19 protein-coding genes and 1 pseudogene are annotated in these 14367 nt (G+C 36.5%); 9 read left to right on the top strand and 11 right to left on the bottom strand.

Annotated features, from left to right (window positions below; genetic code table 11):
• Nucleotides 1-35: 35 nt before the first annotated feature.
• From WIW52_RS08080 to WIW52_RS08065, 4 genes and pseudogenes are all read right to left on the bottom strand, one after another.
• Nucleotides 36-1247 (bottom strand): annotated as a pseudogene (locus WIW52_RS08080) (glycerate 2-kinase).
• 2 nt (nucleotides 1248-1249) lie between these two features.
• Complete coding sequence (locus WIW52_RS08075; RefSeq protein ID WP_156007693.1) at nucleotides 1250-1594, bottom strand: DUF2250 domain-containing protein; 345 nt, start codon at nucleotides 1592-1594, stop codon at nucleotides 1250-1252.
• Nucleotides 1572-2234: a metal-dependent transcriptional regulator gene (locus tag WIW52_RS08070; RefSeq protein WP_337709768.1), complete on the bottom strand. Its 663-nt coding sequence runs from the start codon at nucleotides 2232-2234 to the stop codon at nucleotides 1572-1574. Before WIW52_RS08070 ends, WIW52_RS08075 begins: the two co-directional genes overlap by 23 nt.
• Nucleotides 2234-2491 carry a hypothetical protein gene (locus WIW52_RS08065; RefSeq protein ID WP_337709766.1) on the bottom strand — a complete coding sequence of 86 codons (258 nt, stop codon included), beginning with the start codon at nucleotides 2489-2491 and terminating at the stop codon, nucleotides 2234-2236. The genes WIW52_RS08070 and WIW52_RS08065 overlap by 1 nt, the downstream gene beginning before the upstream one ends.
• 111 nt (nucleotides 2492-2602) lie before the next feature.
• Between WIW52_RS08065 and WIW52_RS08060 the strand changes: the two genes are divergently transcribed.
• Both WIW52_RS08060 and WIW52_RS08055 read left to right on the top strand, forming a co-directional pair.
• Nucleotides 2603-3031 (top strand): hypothetical protein, encoded by a 429-nt coding sequence (locus tag WIW52_RS08060; RefSeq protein ID WP_337702390.1) that lies wholly within the window; start codon nucleotides 2603-2605, stop codon nucleotides 3029-3031.
• A complete protein-coding gene (locus WIW52_RS08055; protein WP_337709764.1) occupies nucleotides 3004-3414 on the top strand; it encodes a hypothetical protein in 411 nt (136 codons plus the stop codon). Before WIW52_RS08060 ends, WIW52_RS08055 begins: the two co-directional genes overlap by 28 nt.
• On the opposite strand, the gene WIW52_RS08050 is transcribed toward WIW52_RS08055, so the two are convergent.
• The 3 genes from WIW52_RS08050 to mobB are packed head-to-tail and all read right to left on the bottom strand — an operon-like array spanning nucleotide 3395 to nucleotide 5320.
• Entirely contained in the window at nucleotides 3395-4096 is a 702-nt protein-coding gene (locus tag WIW52_RS08050; protein WP_337709763.1) for a class I SAM-dependent methyltransferase, read from the bottom strand. The genes WIW52_RS08055 and WIW52_RS08050 overlap by 20 nt on opposite strands.
• 14 nt (nucleotides 4097-4110) lie before the next feature.
• Nucleotides 4111-4833, bottom strand: coding sequence for a CBS domain-containing protein (locus WIW52_RS08045; protein WP_337709761.1), 723 nt, complete (start codon nucleotides 4831-4833; stop codon nucleotides 4111-4113).
• Nucleotides 4805-5320 (bottom strand): molybdopterin-guanine dinucleotide biosynthesis protein B, encoded by a 516-nt coding sequence (gene mobB / locus WIW52_RS08040; protein WP_337709759.1) that lies wholly within the window; start codon nucleotides 5318-5320, stop codon nucleotides 4805-4807. Before mobB ends, WIW52_RS08045 begins: the two co-directional genes overlap by 29 nt.
• Nucleotides 5321-5359: 39 nt before the next feature.
• On the opposite strand from mobB, the gene WIW52_RS08035 reads away from it, so the two are divergent.
• The 5 genes from WIW52_RS08035 to WIW52_RS08015 are packed head-to-tail and all read left to right on the top strand — an operon-like array spanning nucleotide 5360 to nucleotide 9481.
• Nucleotides 5360-6520: a molybdopterin molybdotransferase MoeA gene (locus WIW52_RS08035; protein WP_337709758.1), complete on the top strand. Its 1161-nt coding sequence runs from the start codon at nucleotides 5360-5362 to the stop codon at nucleotides 6518-6520.
• A complete protein-coding gene (gene mobA / locus WIW52_RS08030; RefSeq protein WP_337709756.1) occupies nucleotides 6495-7091 on the top strand; it encodes a molybdenum cofactor guanylyltransferase in 597 nt (198 codons plus the stop codon). The genes WIW52_RS08035 and mobA overlap by 26 nt, the downstream gene beginning before the upstream one ends.
• Before the next feature lie 22 nt (nucleotides 7092-7113).
• Complete coding sequence (locus WIW52_RS08025; RefSeq protein ID WP_337702404.1) at nucleotides 7114-7581, top strand: class I SAM-dependent methyltransferase; 468 nt, start codon at nucleotides 7114-7116, stop codon at nucleotides 7579-7581.
• Nucleotides 7578-8249 (top strand): diphthine--ammonia ligase, encoded by a 672-nt coding sequence (locus WIW52_RS08020; RefSeq protein ID WP_337702406.1) that lies wholly within the window; start codon nucleotides 7578-7580, stop codon nucleotides 8247-8249. The genes WIW52_RS08025 and WIW52_RS08020 overlap by 4 nt, the downstream gene beginning before the upstream one ends.
• Nucleotides 8219-9481: an amidohydrolase gene (locus WIW52_RS08015; RefSeq protein WP_337709754.1), complete on the top strand. Its 1263-nt coding sequence runs from the start codon at nucleotides 8219-8221 to the stop codon at nucleotides 9479-9481. The genes WIW52_RS08020 and WIW52_RS08015 overlap by 31 nt, the downstream gene beginning before the upstream one ends.
• Here WIW52_RS08015 and lrs14 read toward each other — a convergent pair.
• Nucleotides 9454-9897 carry an HTH-type transcriptional regulator Lrs14 gene (gene lrs14 / locus WIW52_RS08010; RefSeq protein WP_337702476.1) on the bottom strand — a complete coding sequence of 148 codons (444 nt, stop codon included), beginning with the start codon at nucleotides 9895-9897 and terminating at the stop codon, nucleotides 9454-9456. The two genes, WIW52_RS08015 and lrs14, sit on opposite strands and share 28 nt — an antisense overlap.
• A gap of 253 nt (nucleotides 9898-10150) precedes the next feature.
• Between lrs14 and WIW52_RS08005 the strand changes: the two genes are divergently transcribed.
• Together WIW52_RS08005 and WIW52_RS08000 are read left to right on the top strand one after the other, a co-directional pair.
• A complete protein-coding gene (locus tag WIW52_RS08005) occupies nucleotides 10151-10315 on the top strand; it encodes an AbrB/MazE/SpoVT family DNA-binding domain-containing protein (RefSeq protein WP_156007680.1) in 165 nt (54 codons plus the stop codon).
• Between the two features lie 67 nt (nucleotides 10316-10382).
• On the top strand, nucleotides 10383-11111 hold the full coding sequence (locus WIW52_RS08000; RefSeq protein ID WP_337709752.1) for a TatD family hydrolase: 729 nt from the start codon (nucleotides 10383-10385) through the stop codon (nucleotides 11109-11111).
• Here WIW52_RS08000 and WIW52_RS07995 read toward each other — a convergent pair.
• The 3 genes from WIW52_RS07995 to WIW52_RS07985 form a co-directional block, all read right to left on the bottom strand.
• Nucleotides 11108-11308: a hypothetical protein gene (locus WIW52_RS07995; RefSeq protein ID WP_337702412.1), complete on the bottom strand. Its 201-nt coding sequence runs from the start codon at nucleotides 11306-11308 to the stop codon at nucleotides 11108-11110. The two genes, WIW52_RS08000 and WIW52_RS07995, sit on opposite strands and share 4 nt — an antisense overlap.
• Nucleotides 11309-11313: 5 nt before the next feature.
• Entirely contained in the window at nucleotides 11314-12396 is a 1083-nt protein-coding gene (locus WIW52_RS07990; protein WP_337709750.1) for an oxidase, read from the bottom strand.
• A gap of 65 nt (nucleotides 12397-12461) precedes the next feature.
• Complete coding sequence (locus tag WIW52_RS07985; RefSeq protein WP_337709748.1) at nucleotides 12462-14240, bottom strand: cbb3-type cytochrome c oxidase subunit I; 1779 nt, start codon at nucleotides 14238-14240, stop codon at nucleotides 12462-12464.
• Nucleotides 14241-14367 lie beyond the last annotated feature (127 nt).

The following is a 14367-nucleotide window of genomic DNA, read 5'->3' as shown; positions in this document are numbered from 1 at the left end:
TTACATAGAAAATTTTAATTCTAATTTGTTCGAATTTAATCCCCTATATCCAATATATACACATTGTTAACATTATCTCCTGTAAAACCAGTTTTTATTGTAACACCGTATTTCTCAAGAAGTTCATAGGACGTATGATTTATTAACGCATTATGGATATCTACACTGTTAATTTTTAGCTCGTTATCCACATAACAACCTGCATATTCACTATTTCCGTCAATACCGTCAGTGGCGATGGCATAAAGCCTTGCATTAGCTTTAATATATTTAAGAAAGCCCAAGCAAATTTCACCGTTTCTCCCTCCTTTTCCGTGTTTCCCTGTTATCTTTACGTCGGGTTCGCCCCCTAATAATAAGACTTTTCTTCCGTTCGAAACCCTGAACTGAGTATTCGCTATGCCTGCTAATTGAACACCAAACGAATACGCATCGCCTCTCACTTCGCTGCTTAACATCTCTGAATTCTCTATGTCAGACTTCAATCTCGTTAACACAGTTTCGATATCGAGAATCTTAAAGGTGTAGCTTTTTACTTTTAACGTCTTTGGTGTCTCTTTCAGAAACCCCATATATTTCTCTAAGCCTATATCTTTCATAATCCTCTCGGCTTCCTCTTTTGTAGAGAAGTCTAAAATTGTAGTCCCACTGCCTACGCTCGAAAGATCACCTCCAGGTACATCACTGACAACCAACGTTAAAATAGGAGATTTTGAGTACTGCGCTAACCAACCACCCTTAATGAGAGAAAGGTGTTTTCTTACTATGTTTATTTCTTCAATACTTAAACCCGATGTAACCAGAGCATTATTAATTTCTTTAAGATAATTTAAAGAAATGTCTGAATACTACATTAGAGCTGAAGCTCCTCCAGAGATCAAGAAAATCAACAAGTCGTAATCTTCCTTAAATAACAAATTGATAACTTTTTTACCCGCTTCGTAACTACTTTCTGTAATATCCGGGTGTGAGGATTCTAACACCTCTAAGGATAGCTTGACGTTAGTGTGACCTTTCGGTGTAATTACAATACCGTTTTCTATTTTCATTTTATCGAGGAAAAATTTTGCCATTTTTAAGGCAGACTTACCAACAGACACGAGAAGAGGCTTTTGAGTTATAAAGGAATAACCTTCTACGTTTATTTTCCCATTGGAAATTCTTACCTTGCTTGATAAAGCCTTATAAGAGTCACTATAATCAAGAATTCTTTTCACAATTTCTTTCACTTTATTGTCCAAAAACATTTCTAATCCTTCTTAAAGTAGTCCTTATATAGCTCAGACGCTAGTTTCTTTCCCTTTTTAGTTAAGTCGTAATATATCCCTTTAGGCTTGTGATCCAACTCCTTAGCTTTTACTTTAAGCCAAGGTTTAACCGAGGATGTTACGCTTCTCTTAAGTGCCCCTTGAAATCTCTGTAATAAACCTTTGTCCTCTAGGTCTTTACACGCTTTCTCGATCTCGTCTTCGTTATATTTAGGTGCCCATCCCGACTCTCCTAGCAGTCTTCTAGCCATATACCAAGGGTTATCTGGGCCGTATTTATAAATATGAACTAATATCTTCTTTTCAAGCTCCGTTAGGCTTTCCATTTACCATCACTTGTTCAGCTAGAACTTTAGGTATTTCGTACTTTTTTCCGCTCATATCCTCTAAGACTATATCACCATTATCTTTCTTTTCTACAATTCTGAACCTGCTGCCAGGTAGAAGACCTACTTCACCGGCTTTAGCTAGAATCCATTCTTCCTCCTTAATGATCATTAGAACCTCAACTACCTCCCCTGGTTTAATATTAGTCATTATCTCTCCTTTTATAACTCCTCTCCCTGGTATCGGATGTCCGTGAGGGCATATCTTGGGATAGTTTAACACTGAATCTATTCTCTCCAACACATCGTCAGGCCATATATGTTCAAGCCTGTGAGCTATTTGGTGAGCTCTTATCCAATCCAAACCTAAAATGTCAGTAAGGAGTCTCTCTGAAAGCCTATGAGCTTTGATGAGCCTTTCTGCTATTCTTTTTCCCTCGTCTGAAAGTAAAATTTTCTTATCTTTTCTTATGATTAATCCTAGTTTTTCCAGTCTATTCAAAGCTTTACTTATAGTCCCAGGTGAAATCTGAAAAATAGTAATCAGGTCGGAGACTCTAGCGTAGCCTCTCAATTCCTCAAGCTCATAAATTTCTTTTAGATAATTTTCCAGAGGTTCCGATAACTCCTCGGTTTCCATTATTTCACTATTATTTTTGTCTTGACTGTTTGTATTAACCTTACTGATTTGTCCTCTCTAACGAATACGTTGATATTTGCGCTGAACTTACCTTCATAACCCTCAGCTTTTAGATAGTCCACAGTCTTTTTTAAAGCCTCATCAATAGCTGATGAAATGTGCTCATGATATTTGCTACTGCTAAATTTAGAGGGAACTTCCACCGATTCGATCTCAGTAACAGCATAGTATTTTTTCTTATCTCCATTCGTCTCCATAACTATCCATAGTTAAGTTTGTAACAACAAGAATTAAAGGTTAAGGTTTTATTTTCGTATCAATGAAACGGAGATGAAAAAATATTTACTACTAAACGTAGAATACAGTATATGTATAAAGTGATTTTTAAAGTTAATAGTAATGGTAAATTTACAAATTCATTGAAAACACTTTCAAAATCTGGATTTATTCCAATTTACTTTAAGAGGGATAGAGGAATTGAAGAATATACAGCTGTCTATAGAAGTAATGATATAAATGAGGTGAAAGAAGCAATTATGGATTTTGCTTATTTATTATCAAAGGAAGGGAAGAGTGGTAGCTATGATTTTGCCAAAATATACAAAATAGAAGACCAGTACTTAGGCAAAGTAACTGGTGGGAGTTTAGGTGCGTTATTAGGTTATCAATTAGCTGGTATTGCAGGATTAATTCTAGGAACTTTAGGGGGAATATTTTTAGGTGAGTTACTGGATATCGAGTTAGGTCAAACACCAGTGGGGTTATTAGCATGGCCAATCCAACAATTGACAGAATAACTAAAAGAGGATTAAATCTCCTCATTGGCACATTAATGTTCATTACATCGTTAGTATTAATTATAAAAGTTCACGTCTCTTTTACGGAGGTTCTATATACGTTAAATCCTTATCCGTTTTACTTTTTAGGGCTGTTTTTTGGTATCGAAAGGTTGTTTTACTCTATAACAGGTAGTACAAAACTTTTCTCTCTAATGACCGGGTCTGGAGAGTTCTCCTCATTTACCAATATTGCAATATTTCTGTTCTTCCTAACCTTCGGAATATATGTATTAGCTTACTCTTTCCTATATACAAGTCCTATCTTAATAATGCTCAACGCTCTGAACGGTGTCAGTTTTCTACTGTACTCCCTGAGTCTATTTAAGGCTTGGCACATTTAAATAAAGTCCAAGCACCGATTTTCTGATATTCTATTTTTTCAAATCCTACTTCCTTTAATAATTTGATATAATAGTCTACTGGAAACAGTTCTAATTTCCACCATTTTGCAAGAAACCTACTGAACGAATTATTATCTGTTAATACAGATGAGACAAACTTACCTTTTCCTTTTAACACTCTGAAAATTTCATTCAACACTACGGCTTTCGAAGGGATCATATGCAAGACAAACATAGCCGATATACCGTCAGCTATCTCGTTATTAAAGGGTAATCTATTTGCATTAGCTCTAACTGCTATTACATTACTCCGTTTTCTCTTCAGAATTCTTAGAAATTTAGTCGAAATATCTATTCCGATGCATACTTCGCATTTAGTATAGTCGAATAATTTTCCAGTACCAGTTCCTATATCAATTACAACATTTCCTGATACATATTCTCCTGAACTTCTCATTATAGACGAGTATGTCTTCCCACCAGAAGTCAAAAACATACCAATAGGAGCCCATAATTGCTCATAAACCCCTGCTACTCTCTCTAGTATGTCAGGGTTTTCGACTTTTTCGTCCTTCATGAAGTCTATTATCCCATCTATTTCCGTAAACGAATGACCGTTCTCACAAATCCATTTGTCCTTAAAGCGTGAGCCGTCAATAGGACAGCGAAAAAGATTAAGCATAATTCAATTAACCTTTATTCCTTTATTAAATTTCTTGAGGCATATTCTATTAGATCTTTTAAAGTAACGATCTCTCTTTTATTCACAATTGCACTACCTATATTTAGCCTTAATAAATCCTTAACTACAACATTAATTGGTGTATTCCTCGAGACATTGTAAACTTCAGGGATCATAACTTTACTCACATCACTATTTAAGTCCAATTCTGGGTAACCGTACACAATATCCCTTGCAGATATTATCCCATATAAATCCCCCTCGTATACGGGGACGTGCCTAATCCCGTTATTTATCATAACGCTAGCTGCTGTCCTGATCCTAGCATAAGGGGATACTACGATAGCTTGTTTAGATATCGAGGATATACTATCGTATACGTTATCCCACTTTACCTCTTTTATTACGTCCTTATATGTAACGATCTTTAGCCTACCCTCTCCTTCTATAAATACCGCGTCTACTTTGTTACTTAGCATGTCCCTAATTATCTCACCTAACGATGGATTAGACTTTATGACCGGTTTAAGCCTTGCCTCCTTAAGTCTCTCATCTGCTTCATTATATAAGATGTGGTATAACGCTTCCTCTACTGTGAACAGACCTATTATCTCCCTGTCCCGTAGCACAGCAATCCTTCTTATCTTGTTTGTCTTCATAAAAAATATGGCATCTGTAATATATGACTCCTCTGTTATCGCTATTACATCATGACCCTTTATCAATCCTAACTTCACTTAAGTTTAAGCTTTTCATCAAATTATATAACGTTAATACACGCGGATCCTTAAAGTCGAGTTCTTTTCCATTGTCGCCTATCAATTTATCCTGAGTATAACTTTTGGTAATGCATTCTTTAACATAATCAATTATTTTTCGTGAAATAAGATCGGATTCCTCCGGTTTGGTGATCTCAAAGAGTCTACCAAACTGTTTATCCTTATAACCCTCAATCAAGACGACATCCGCGGGGATTATTTCTAATACATCCTTAACACTGAACCTGCCCATTATTATGCCTTTTTGGTTAAGAAATACCACATAATCAGATCCTGCCTCCCAAAACCTGAAAGTGTCTTTGCCTTGAAGATCGATCTCGTGGTGAGAATGCTTAATTACTGCAATCGATAACCTAAGGCTCTTTAATTCCCTAACTGCTTTTTCTATCGTTAGAGTCTTGCCTGAGTTCTTCTTTCCTATTACCTGAATTATGCATTTATTCATAATTAACTTTTATTTTCAACCAATCATATTTTAAAATAAATGCTAATACCGTTAAGCGAAGCGAGAAAGCTTATAGATAATACTGACTTCAGAAAAGCTCCTATTGAGAGAAAAAGCATATACGATGCCGTAGGTAAGGTAGTAGGCGAAGACGTATATGCAATGAAGAATATACCGGATACAAACCTCTCTGCCATGGATGGTTTTGCATTTAGAGTTAGCGACTACAATAAATATGGAGAACTAAAAATCGTAGGCTCACTTCATCCCTCCTCTTCTGAAATTCCAGAACTGAAAGAAGGAGAAGCGTATTATGTAACTACCGGTTCCCCCATACCGAAAGGTGCAGACGCAGTAGCAAGAATCGAAGCTAGTAAAGTAATGGGTGAAAGGGTTAAGTTTACAGAGGAAGTGTTCGAAGGAAAGGACATTAAATTTGTAGGAGAAGACATATCGGAAGGGAGCCTTATAATAAGTAAGGGAGAAATTTTAACTCCTTACCATCTAGGAATTCTAACAATACAAGGGATCAAAGAAATAAATGTAGCAAATGTGAAAAGTTGTGTCATAGCATCAGGAGACGAGATAGTACCTTATTATGAAACTGGAAAGATCCCCGATTCTATTTCACCCATTCTTCTGTACTTATTAGGAAAATTCGGAGAAAGTAAGTACTTTGGTGTCGTCAAGGACAATAAAGAAGAGATCATTAACGCTATGAAAAAACTCTCGGAGGAATGCAGCTATATAGTCCTCATTGGCGGGTCTTCAATGGGAGACAAAGACTACTCAAAGAAAGTAATAAGGGAGATGGGTACATTACTATTTGAAGGAGTTGCTGTAAACGTGATAAAAAGAGGAGGGGTAGGTGTGATAGGTGACATTCCAGTAATTAACCTCCCTGGACAAGTGGTTTCTGCAGTCACAGTATTCCACGAGCACGGTTTACATATATTGTCGAGAATGATAGGAAAAGAAGTGAGAAAATTCTCCTATTATTTCCTTGATCAGGATATAAGCGTAAAGCACAAAATGGATTCCGTCTTCTTATTCAGAACTGAGGGAGTATATGCAAAGCCATTGAGGTGGGGTACAGGTCTTTATAGTGAACTTGCTAAGGCAAACGCTTTCGGTATATTAGCTAGAGATAAAACGTATAAAAGAGGAGAAACCGTTGAGTTACAGCAATTCCTCATTTGACGTGATTATATTAGCCGGTGGTGAATCTAAGAGGTTTGGAGAAGATAAGTGCGATCACGAGTTTAACGGTATTACTTTTCTCCAGAGAGTTAGCAAAGAGTTTAGTAATCCCATAATTATTACTAATAAGTTAAGAGCAAATCTGAACGGAAGGCAGATCATAGATCATGTGCGGAAGGGTCCAGTTAGGGGACTTGAGATTGGAATTCAATACGTCAAATCCGCAAAAGTTTTCGTTACGGGATGCGATTTTCCGTTCGTAACACGTAATTTAGCTGAGTTCTTATGCGGTAAGACTGAGTTCGACATCTCGATTGTACTAGTTAACAAGCCCCAGCCCCTTTTGGCTTGTTATAGTACAAGTTTTCTTCTCCAGAATTTGAGTAAATGTAAGAAGATGATGGATTTACTCTCTTTAAGTAAGAAAACATACTTAGTTGGAATACGTGAGCTCGAAGTAAATAAGATAAACTTACTAGCAATAAAAAACGTTAACACATGGTTAGACCTAAACTTCAGCATCAGGGATACCAGGGCAAGTGAAAGTAAATTAGTATTCTCGTCTTTTTAAGGTTCTCCAATAATTATTACTTGTGTTAGTTCCGTTTGTCCCAACACCGGACGAGGTCGCTAGGGAAATGTTGAGGTGTGTAAAGGCTGGTAAAGATGACGTTGTCCTAGATTTAGGTGCTGGAATAGGAAAGATTTTGAAAATAGCTAAGGAGGAATTTAATGTAAAATTAGCTGTAGGAGTAGAAATCGATAGAAAACTATGCAGAGAGGCTTATAAAAATAACGACAGAGAATTTGAAATAATTTGCGGAGATATGTTGACTCTAGCCCCGATCTTACTACCAAAAACAGACATACTAGTCTCTTACCTATCAACAAGGACAAACGAACTTTTAGAACCATTAATAATCCAGAATGGTAAAAAAGGACTAAGAGTTGCCTCTAATGATTTTCAATATCCGAACCTAAGACTAGTTGAAAAAAGAAGAGTTACGGCTGAAGGTATATTAGGGCCTACAGAACACACGATATATTGTTATGAGCTATGAGAGTTTGTACTCTCTTCTCCGGTGGAAAGGATAGTACTTTCGCACTTCATTGGGGTGTATTCAAAGGTTTTGAAGTAACTTGTCTTATAACTCTCCTTCCGAGAAAGGACTATTCATGGATGTTTCAAGTCCCTAATGTTGAGTTTACTAAATATCAAGCTGAAGTATTAGGTCTGGACATAATTCAATATCATACATCTGGAGAAAAAGACAAGGAATTGAATGATCTAAAACAAGCTTTAAAATTAGCTAAAGAGGTAAAAGGGATAGAGGGAATAATAACAGGGGCATTGCTTTCGGATTACCAAAGGCTGAACATAAATATAATATCGGAAGAACTTGGACTGAAAACTTACTCGCCCCTATGGAGGAAAGATCAAAAGGAGTATATGAGGGAGTTAATAAGAGACGGTTTTAAATTTATTGTAACATCCGCCTCTGCTTACGGTTTCCCGTTTGAGCTAGTGGGTAAAGTTATAGAAAGCCAAGACGTCGAGAACATAATTAAAGCCGCTGAAAAATACGGTTTCAATCCGGCTTTCGAGGGAGGAGAGGCCGAGACATTCGTAGTGTATGCCCCACTTTTTAAAAGAGAATTAAAGGTAGAAGGCGAGAAAATTAAGATAAGTGAATACGAGTGGAGATTCGTAATAACACATATACGTTAAGGAACTGCAGGTATATTGTAAATCCTACCGGTGAGATAAGAAAGAACGAGAATATAGTAATTCAGAACGGTAGGATTAAAAGTATCGGTAGGGAATTAGAGGGAGATGAGATAGATTGCTCTGACTATATTGTAATCCCCGGTCTGGTAAATTCACATACTCATTCCCCGATGACAGTCCTAAGAGGTTATTATGATGATGCTGAACTCGAAGATTGGTTAAACAAGATATGGGAATTTGAGAAAACCAAATTTACAAAAGAGTTAATGAAAATTGGAAGTGAGCTTGCTATTCTCGAAATGCTAGGGAATGGGACGACATCTTTTGTAGATATGTACTTTAATCCAGATCAAGTAGCGGAACTAGCTGAGAAATACAAGATAAGAGCTTTTGCAGGATACACTTTTTTAGATAGTTTATTCGACCCATACGAGATCGATAAAAAACAAAGGAGGTTAAAAAAGAACGAGTATTTTGTACCCATAATTAACGTACATAGCATTTACGCTGTATCGGAAAATACTCTGAAAATTGCAAAACAGTTAGCCGAAGAGCTACAAACTTGGATACATATACACGTATCAGAAACTAGAAAAGAACTCTATACTATTAAGGAGAGAAATGGATTATTTCCCGTCGAGTATCTAGCTAAACTCGGATTAGTTAACCAGAAACTTCAGATGGTTCATCTAGGCTGGGTAGCGAGCTGGGAAATAGAGACTATTAAGAGAAATGGTTCCACCGTTACTTACTGTCCCACATCGAATATGAAACTCGCCACCGGAGGTAGCTTTCCGTTTAAAGAAATGCTAAAAAATGGTATTAACATTACCTTGGGAACTGACGGTGCAGCAAGTAATAATTCACTAGACATGTTTCAGGAAATGAAAATCGGTGTATTGCTTCAGAGACAGATGTATTGGAATGTGGAAACCAAAGCAATTGACCTATTCCGGTCTAGTACAATAAACGGCTATAGATTATTGGGAATTAAAGGAGGGTTAATAAAGGAAGGGTACGTTGGTGACTTGGTTCTGATTGACAGTCATTTTGTTTACCCTCTTTCACAAGACAAACTCTTCTCTCATTTAGTTTACTATGCAGACGGCAGATACGTAAGTAAGGTGATAATTAACGGTATCATTCATGATAAGGACAATATCCAGAGAATTCTAACTGAGAAGGTAAAATTACTCGAAAATAGCTACTTAGATTCTATAAATCCATCTTGATTTTGAGCACTCACTATACCTTCCGAGGTCTCTGAGATACTGAACTCCTGATCTACGAGCTTTGCCATACTTTCGGCACAATTCCTTATATCTTCAAGGATTTTCTCTTTGAGTTCCTTATATCCTCTTGTCTTATACAGATATCTTGGCCTGCCAGCCTTATTTCCAGGTTCTTTTATCCTCATAACAAGACCCATTTCGAGTAATTTGTTTAAACTTCTGTTGATCGAAGCCTTTGAGAGCTTTAGATCTTCCTCAAGATCCTCAGTCCCTTTAGCATCAGCCTTAGCCAAGGCAACTAGTACTTGTACGTCTGTTTCGGATAGTCCATAGCAGAAAGATAGTATATCTACTAGTCCCGCATCTTTTCCTGAAGGTAGCTTTACTCTAGCACCAGAAATATGTGTTTGAGACATTTGTATCACAATTTATGATTCTTATCATGCAAGTATTTATATTTTTTCACAATAAAATTTTTCTCATAATACAAGACAGATATACTTTCTATTCATAAATTATGTCAGAGATTATTAAAATAGAGTTATTATACAAAACTAATTCTACTCTTATTTGTGGTAATATTAATAATCTTATTTAAATCTGACTTTTCATCACTATAGTAAAGTTTTAAATTGAGTGCACTAATATGATAAATTGGAGGTAAATTAAATGAGTGTAGAGGAAATAGTTAAAGTTTCACGCAACTATCAGGTGACAATACCGGCTAAAATAAGACAAAAATTCCAGATAAAAGAAGGAGATCTAGTTAGAGTGATCTACGACGAAAACGAAAACGTAGTAAAGATACAAGTACTTAAGGAACCTTGGAAGTAATATCTTTATTCTTTATAATACATTCTTTTTCATAAATCATTTTTATTGCTCCTATGTATGTCTATTTATGTACATCGATGTCCATGCTCATATAGACTCAAAGGAATTTGATCAGGATAGGGATGCGATAGTAAATGAATGTGAGATAACAATTGTAAATGCAGGAGTAGATCTCGAAAGTAATCTTAAAAGTTTAGAACTAGAAAAGAAATATAAGAACGTTATAGCTGCTGTAGGTTTCCATCCAGAATTCATTAAAGATAAGGAAAATGAGATAGAGAAATGCCTGGAGCTGACAAACAATGCTAAAATCATAAGTGAAATAGGTCTTGATTATTATTGGATAAAGGATAGTGAATTAAGAAAGAACCAAATTAAGGTTCTTTCTCTCTTTCTAGAGAGAGCTGAAAAACATAGAAAAACTTCTATAATCCACGTCAGAGGAGGGATAAATGATTTGCTCGCCTTATTACCATCTTACAAGGTTCGTTTTGTTATTCATGCTTATGAAGGTAGCATTAGAGACGCGAAAAGAATACTTGATCTCGGTGGTCTTATTTCAGTACCTCCAGTACTAATAAGGGATAAATACAGGCAAGAGATAGTAAAAGAGATTGACTTAGATTATCTAATGACGGAAACGGATTCCCCATTTCTCGGTCCCGAAAAATACGTAAGGAATAAACCTTGTAACGTGTCTTTAACAATTAAAAAGATAAGCGAATTAAAGAAAATTGAAGAGAAAGAAGTTATTCAAAGAATAAGGAAAAATTTCAGAGAAAAAATATTACCTTAGTCTTTAGACTCTTTTTCATCTGCTGGAGCAAAGTAAACGAATAGATAGTAGGCAATAAACCCTATAAACGCCGATACAGTAAACGGCAATACATAGGGCACTGCAACAGCATGTAAAGTTATTTCAGTTATCTCCCATACTAGCCCTGCTATAGCTAAGACATATCCTAAAGTTAAGAGTTTAAAGAAACTGACCATTTATTTCACCCCTCAACAATAACAGTTCCCCATAAGGACATAACATAACCCATATCTTCTCCAGTAAGTAAATTAGACATTCCGTCTAGATCGTAATTATAGAATGCCGGATAAATTATTCCATATACGTAAGCTGGAGCCTTAGCAGTGAAGGTGAATGTCATTGGAGTATTGTACTGTATCTTCTGAGGAGTAGCAGCTGGAGTTATAGTACCGTTCCACCATACAGCATACACATCAACGTATAAGTCCGTAATGGGAGAAGCTACACCAGTAACTGAATAGTTATTTAGCCAGTTATGGTCTCCAGATGGAGTTGGAATTATTATGTTCATTGTTACAGTGGAATTTGCATTAACTACAAACGTTGGCCCAGGTATACTGTCGTTAAATGCAGCATATTTATCGGAGACAACTGTAAGTACAGGGTTTGGAGAGTTCTCAACTATTATTGGTGGATTATAAGGATCACCAACCAAAGCACTGGTATGAGCAGTATTTGATGCTGTGATATACCTCTGGATTGCAGCTGGAGAAGCGTAACCAGACTGTGGAATCACTAATATTTCACCTACCTGATAAGAGAACCAAGGACCGTTATATTCTCCGCTCATAAAAGCATACGCTCCACAAGCTATTGGATATCCGCTAACATTTGCAGCATACCACACAGCATACTGCGTTAGGCCAGGGACAATCTGGGTATCAACTACATATTTAGCGTTGTATACCGGTATATACATGTTTTCCGTTGCAGTCTTACCCGTAACCGCATACATTGTCATGTTAAGATATTGACCTGGATGAACTACCATTAGATTATAGTAGAACGGTAATGTTGAACCATTAGGTAATACTAATTCAGAGTTTATACCGCCCCCGTGCTCGCTGACAGTAAATACGTATTGCATTGCATTTACGGTTGTGGCAACAACAGAGGGATGAATTTTACTCGGAATATCATGAGTTACTACTGCTGCATCTCCACCTACTGTAAAAACTTGAGGTAACGTGGTAACTACAACTATTGCGAGAAGCACAATAGCAAATCCAGTCCAAATCCACTCGTATTGTTCTTTACTAACCATTTAATCACCCCAATTTTTACAACTTTTAAAATAAACTTCATATAATAAAAAAGTAACTATTCCCTTTAAACTGTGTTAGCTGCCTTTAATGAGCTGACACCAGCTAAAATGACACCAAGTGTTAATAAAGAAATCCAAGCCCATTCTAATGGGTTAGATGCTTCTGATGCATCACCGACAAGCAGAAGGGGTATAGCACTTATTATGATCAATATTCCTCCTAATAGTGCAAGACCCCACCACGTTGATAAAGCTTTTCTCATAAATCTCATATTTAATGTATTTTCAAGACTTTTTAAACTTATGCCGGTATTAGACCAATCTAGTTGCATTGCTACAGTGTTGATCAGCTGACCTAAGCCTAAGCCTTCAGCCCTCAACAATTTTCCTTTAACCAATGTCATTACGAGGTTCAGGAACCATACTAAAGTAGCTAACTCAGCTATAAGAGCACCAGCAGTAGCTAAGTTCACAGCATCAGTTAAGTATGGGACTCTGGGTATTATCTCAGCTCTTCTTACTACGCCATCTAGACCTTCAAGTTCTAAGCCTATGATAAACAATATTGAACCTATTAAATAACCCCAGAAATGAATCCATGCAGCTTTAATAGAATACCAAGACCTACCGGTCATCATTGGCAACATAAAATATAGGACTGCCATAGCCTCTGGTACTATACCCAACAAAATCATTGCATGGAAGTGACCTACTACCCAATCCGTATTGTGAATTATCGCGTCAACTGAAATTGTAGCATTAGAGATTCCAGTTACACCAGCAAATATCGAGCCAGCCCAGCCAGTTACTGTAAAGGCAGTTATCACGTTCCACTTCACATCAGCACCCTTTACAGTAGCAAAGAGGTTAAGGAATGTCATAAAGGTAGGTACAGTTACTGCATAAGTTAATATCTCCTGAAGTACTTTAAGAACAATCGGCAAGTTAACCATGTATAAGTGATGAATTGGGATGTTGTTAGAGAATATTAAGTATAGTACTGCGGCCACTCTGGCCATTCTATCGCTATATAAAGGCTTGTTAGCTAGTGTAGGTATTAATAGGTACATTGCAGCTACTGCTGGAAGCCATGCCATGTAAACTACAGCATGGCCAAATATCCAGAATGCAATTTGATTTGCAATTGCATTTAAGCCTACAAGACCAGCAAACGCTAGTATATCCCAAACATTAGCTACAGTTACCCCAGAGTAACCTATCATGAATAGTAATATAATCATCAGGAAGAATACTAGCGGAACTGGTAATTTCTCTTTACTTTGCTTTGATGCTAGGTAATAGTGATAAATGATCCATATTCCTCCAAGATACACGAATGCGTCGTTTAGTAACCATCCTATGAAAAAGAGCGGACTAATTACATAGAGAGAATAACCGGGTATACCTATAGGAGATAAGTAGTACCAAGAACCAGCGGAGAAGTAGTTGTCGAATCCTTGTTGGTTTACTAATAAAATAGGGCCTTCCATGAACATCATAGATATATTAAGCGCTATGAATGCCACGTTTAGCAGCCACTTTGCTCTAGGCTGTAGATTTAATAGTTTGATTGTAAAGTATATGATGATTGCGTAAATTACTTGTTGTGCAAATCCGAACAGATCCCTTTCAGCATGTAATGTTATGCTTGCGTAGTATTCTTGTGGAGATAATGGTAACAGACCGTAAGTAGTCCACATAGTCTCTTGCATTCTAACCGCTAAAGAGTCTATTACACCTAACAATCCCCATATTACACCCATTACTAGCATTCCCATTACTATTCTTGTAGTCCAATCCTTGTCTAACTGGAAAAGTGAAACAACTAAATTCCTTAGACCCATATACGTCACTCCAACTATTTTTATAATGATTGTACTTTATAAATTAACTATGTAAAACTCTCCTAAGTTTAAATTAACTAAGTTTAATTCAAAATAATTTGTTATTTTTCTAATAATAATAAAGATA

Source organism: Stygiolobus sp. RP850M, from assembly GCF_037389295.1.
Lineage (GTDB): Archaea > Thermoproteota > Thermoprotei_A > Sulfolobales > Sulfolobaceae > Stygiolobus.
The sequence above is the reverse complement of the archived record's forward strand: the minus strand, read 5'-3'. Positions and strand labels throughout refer to the sequence as shown.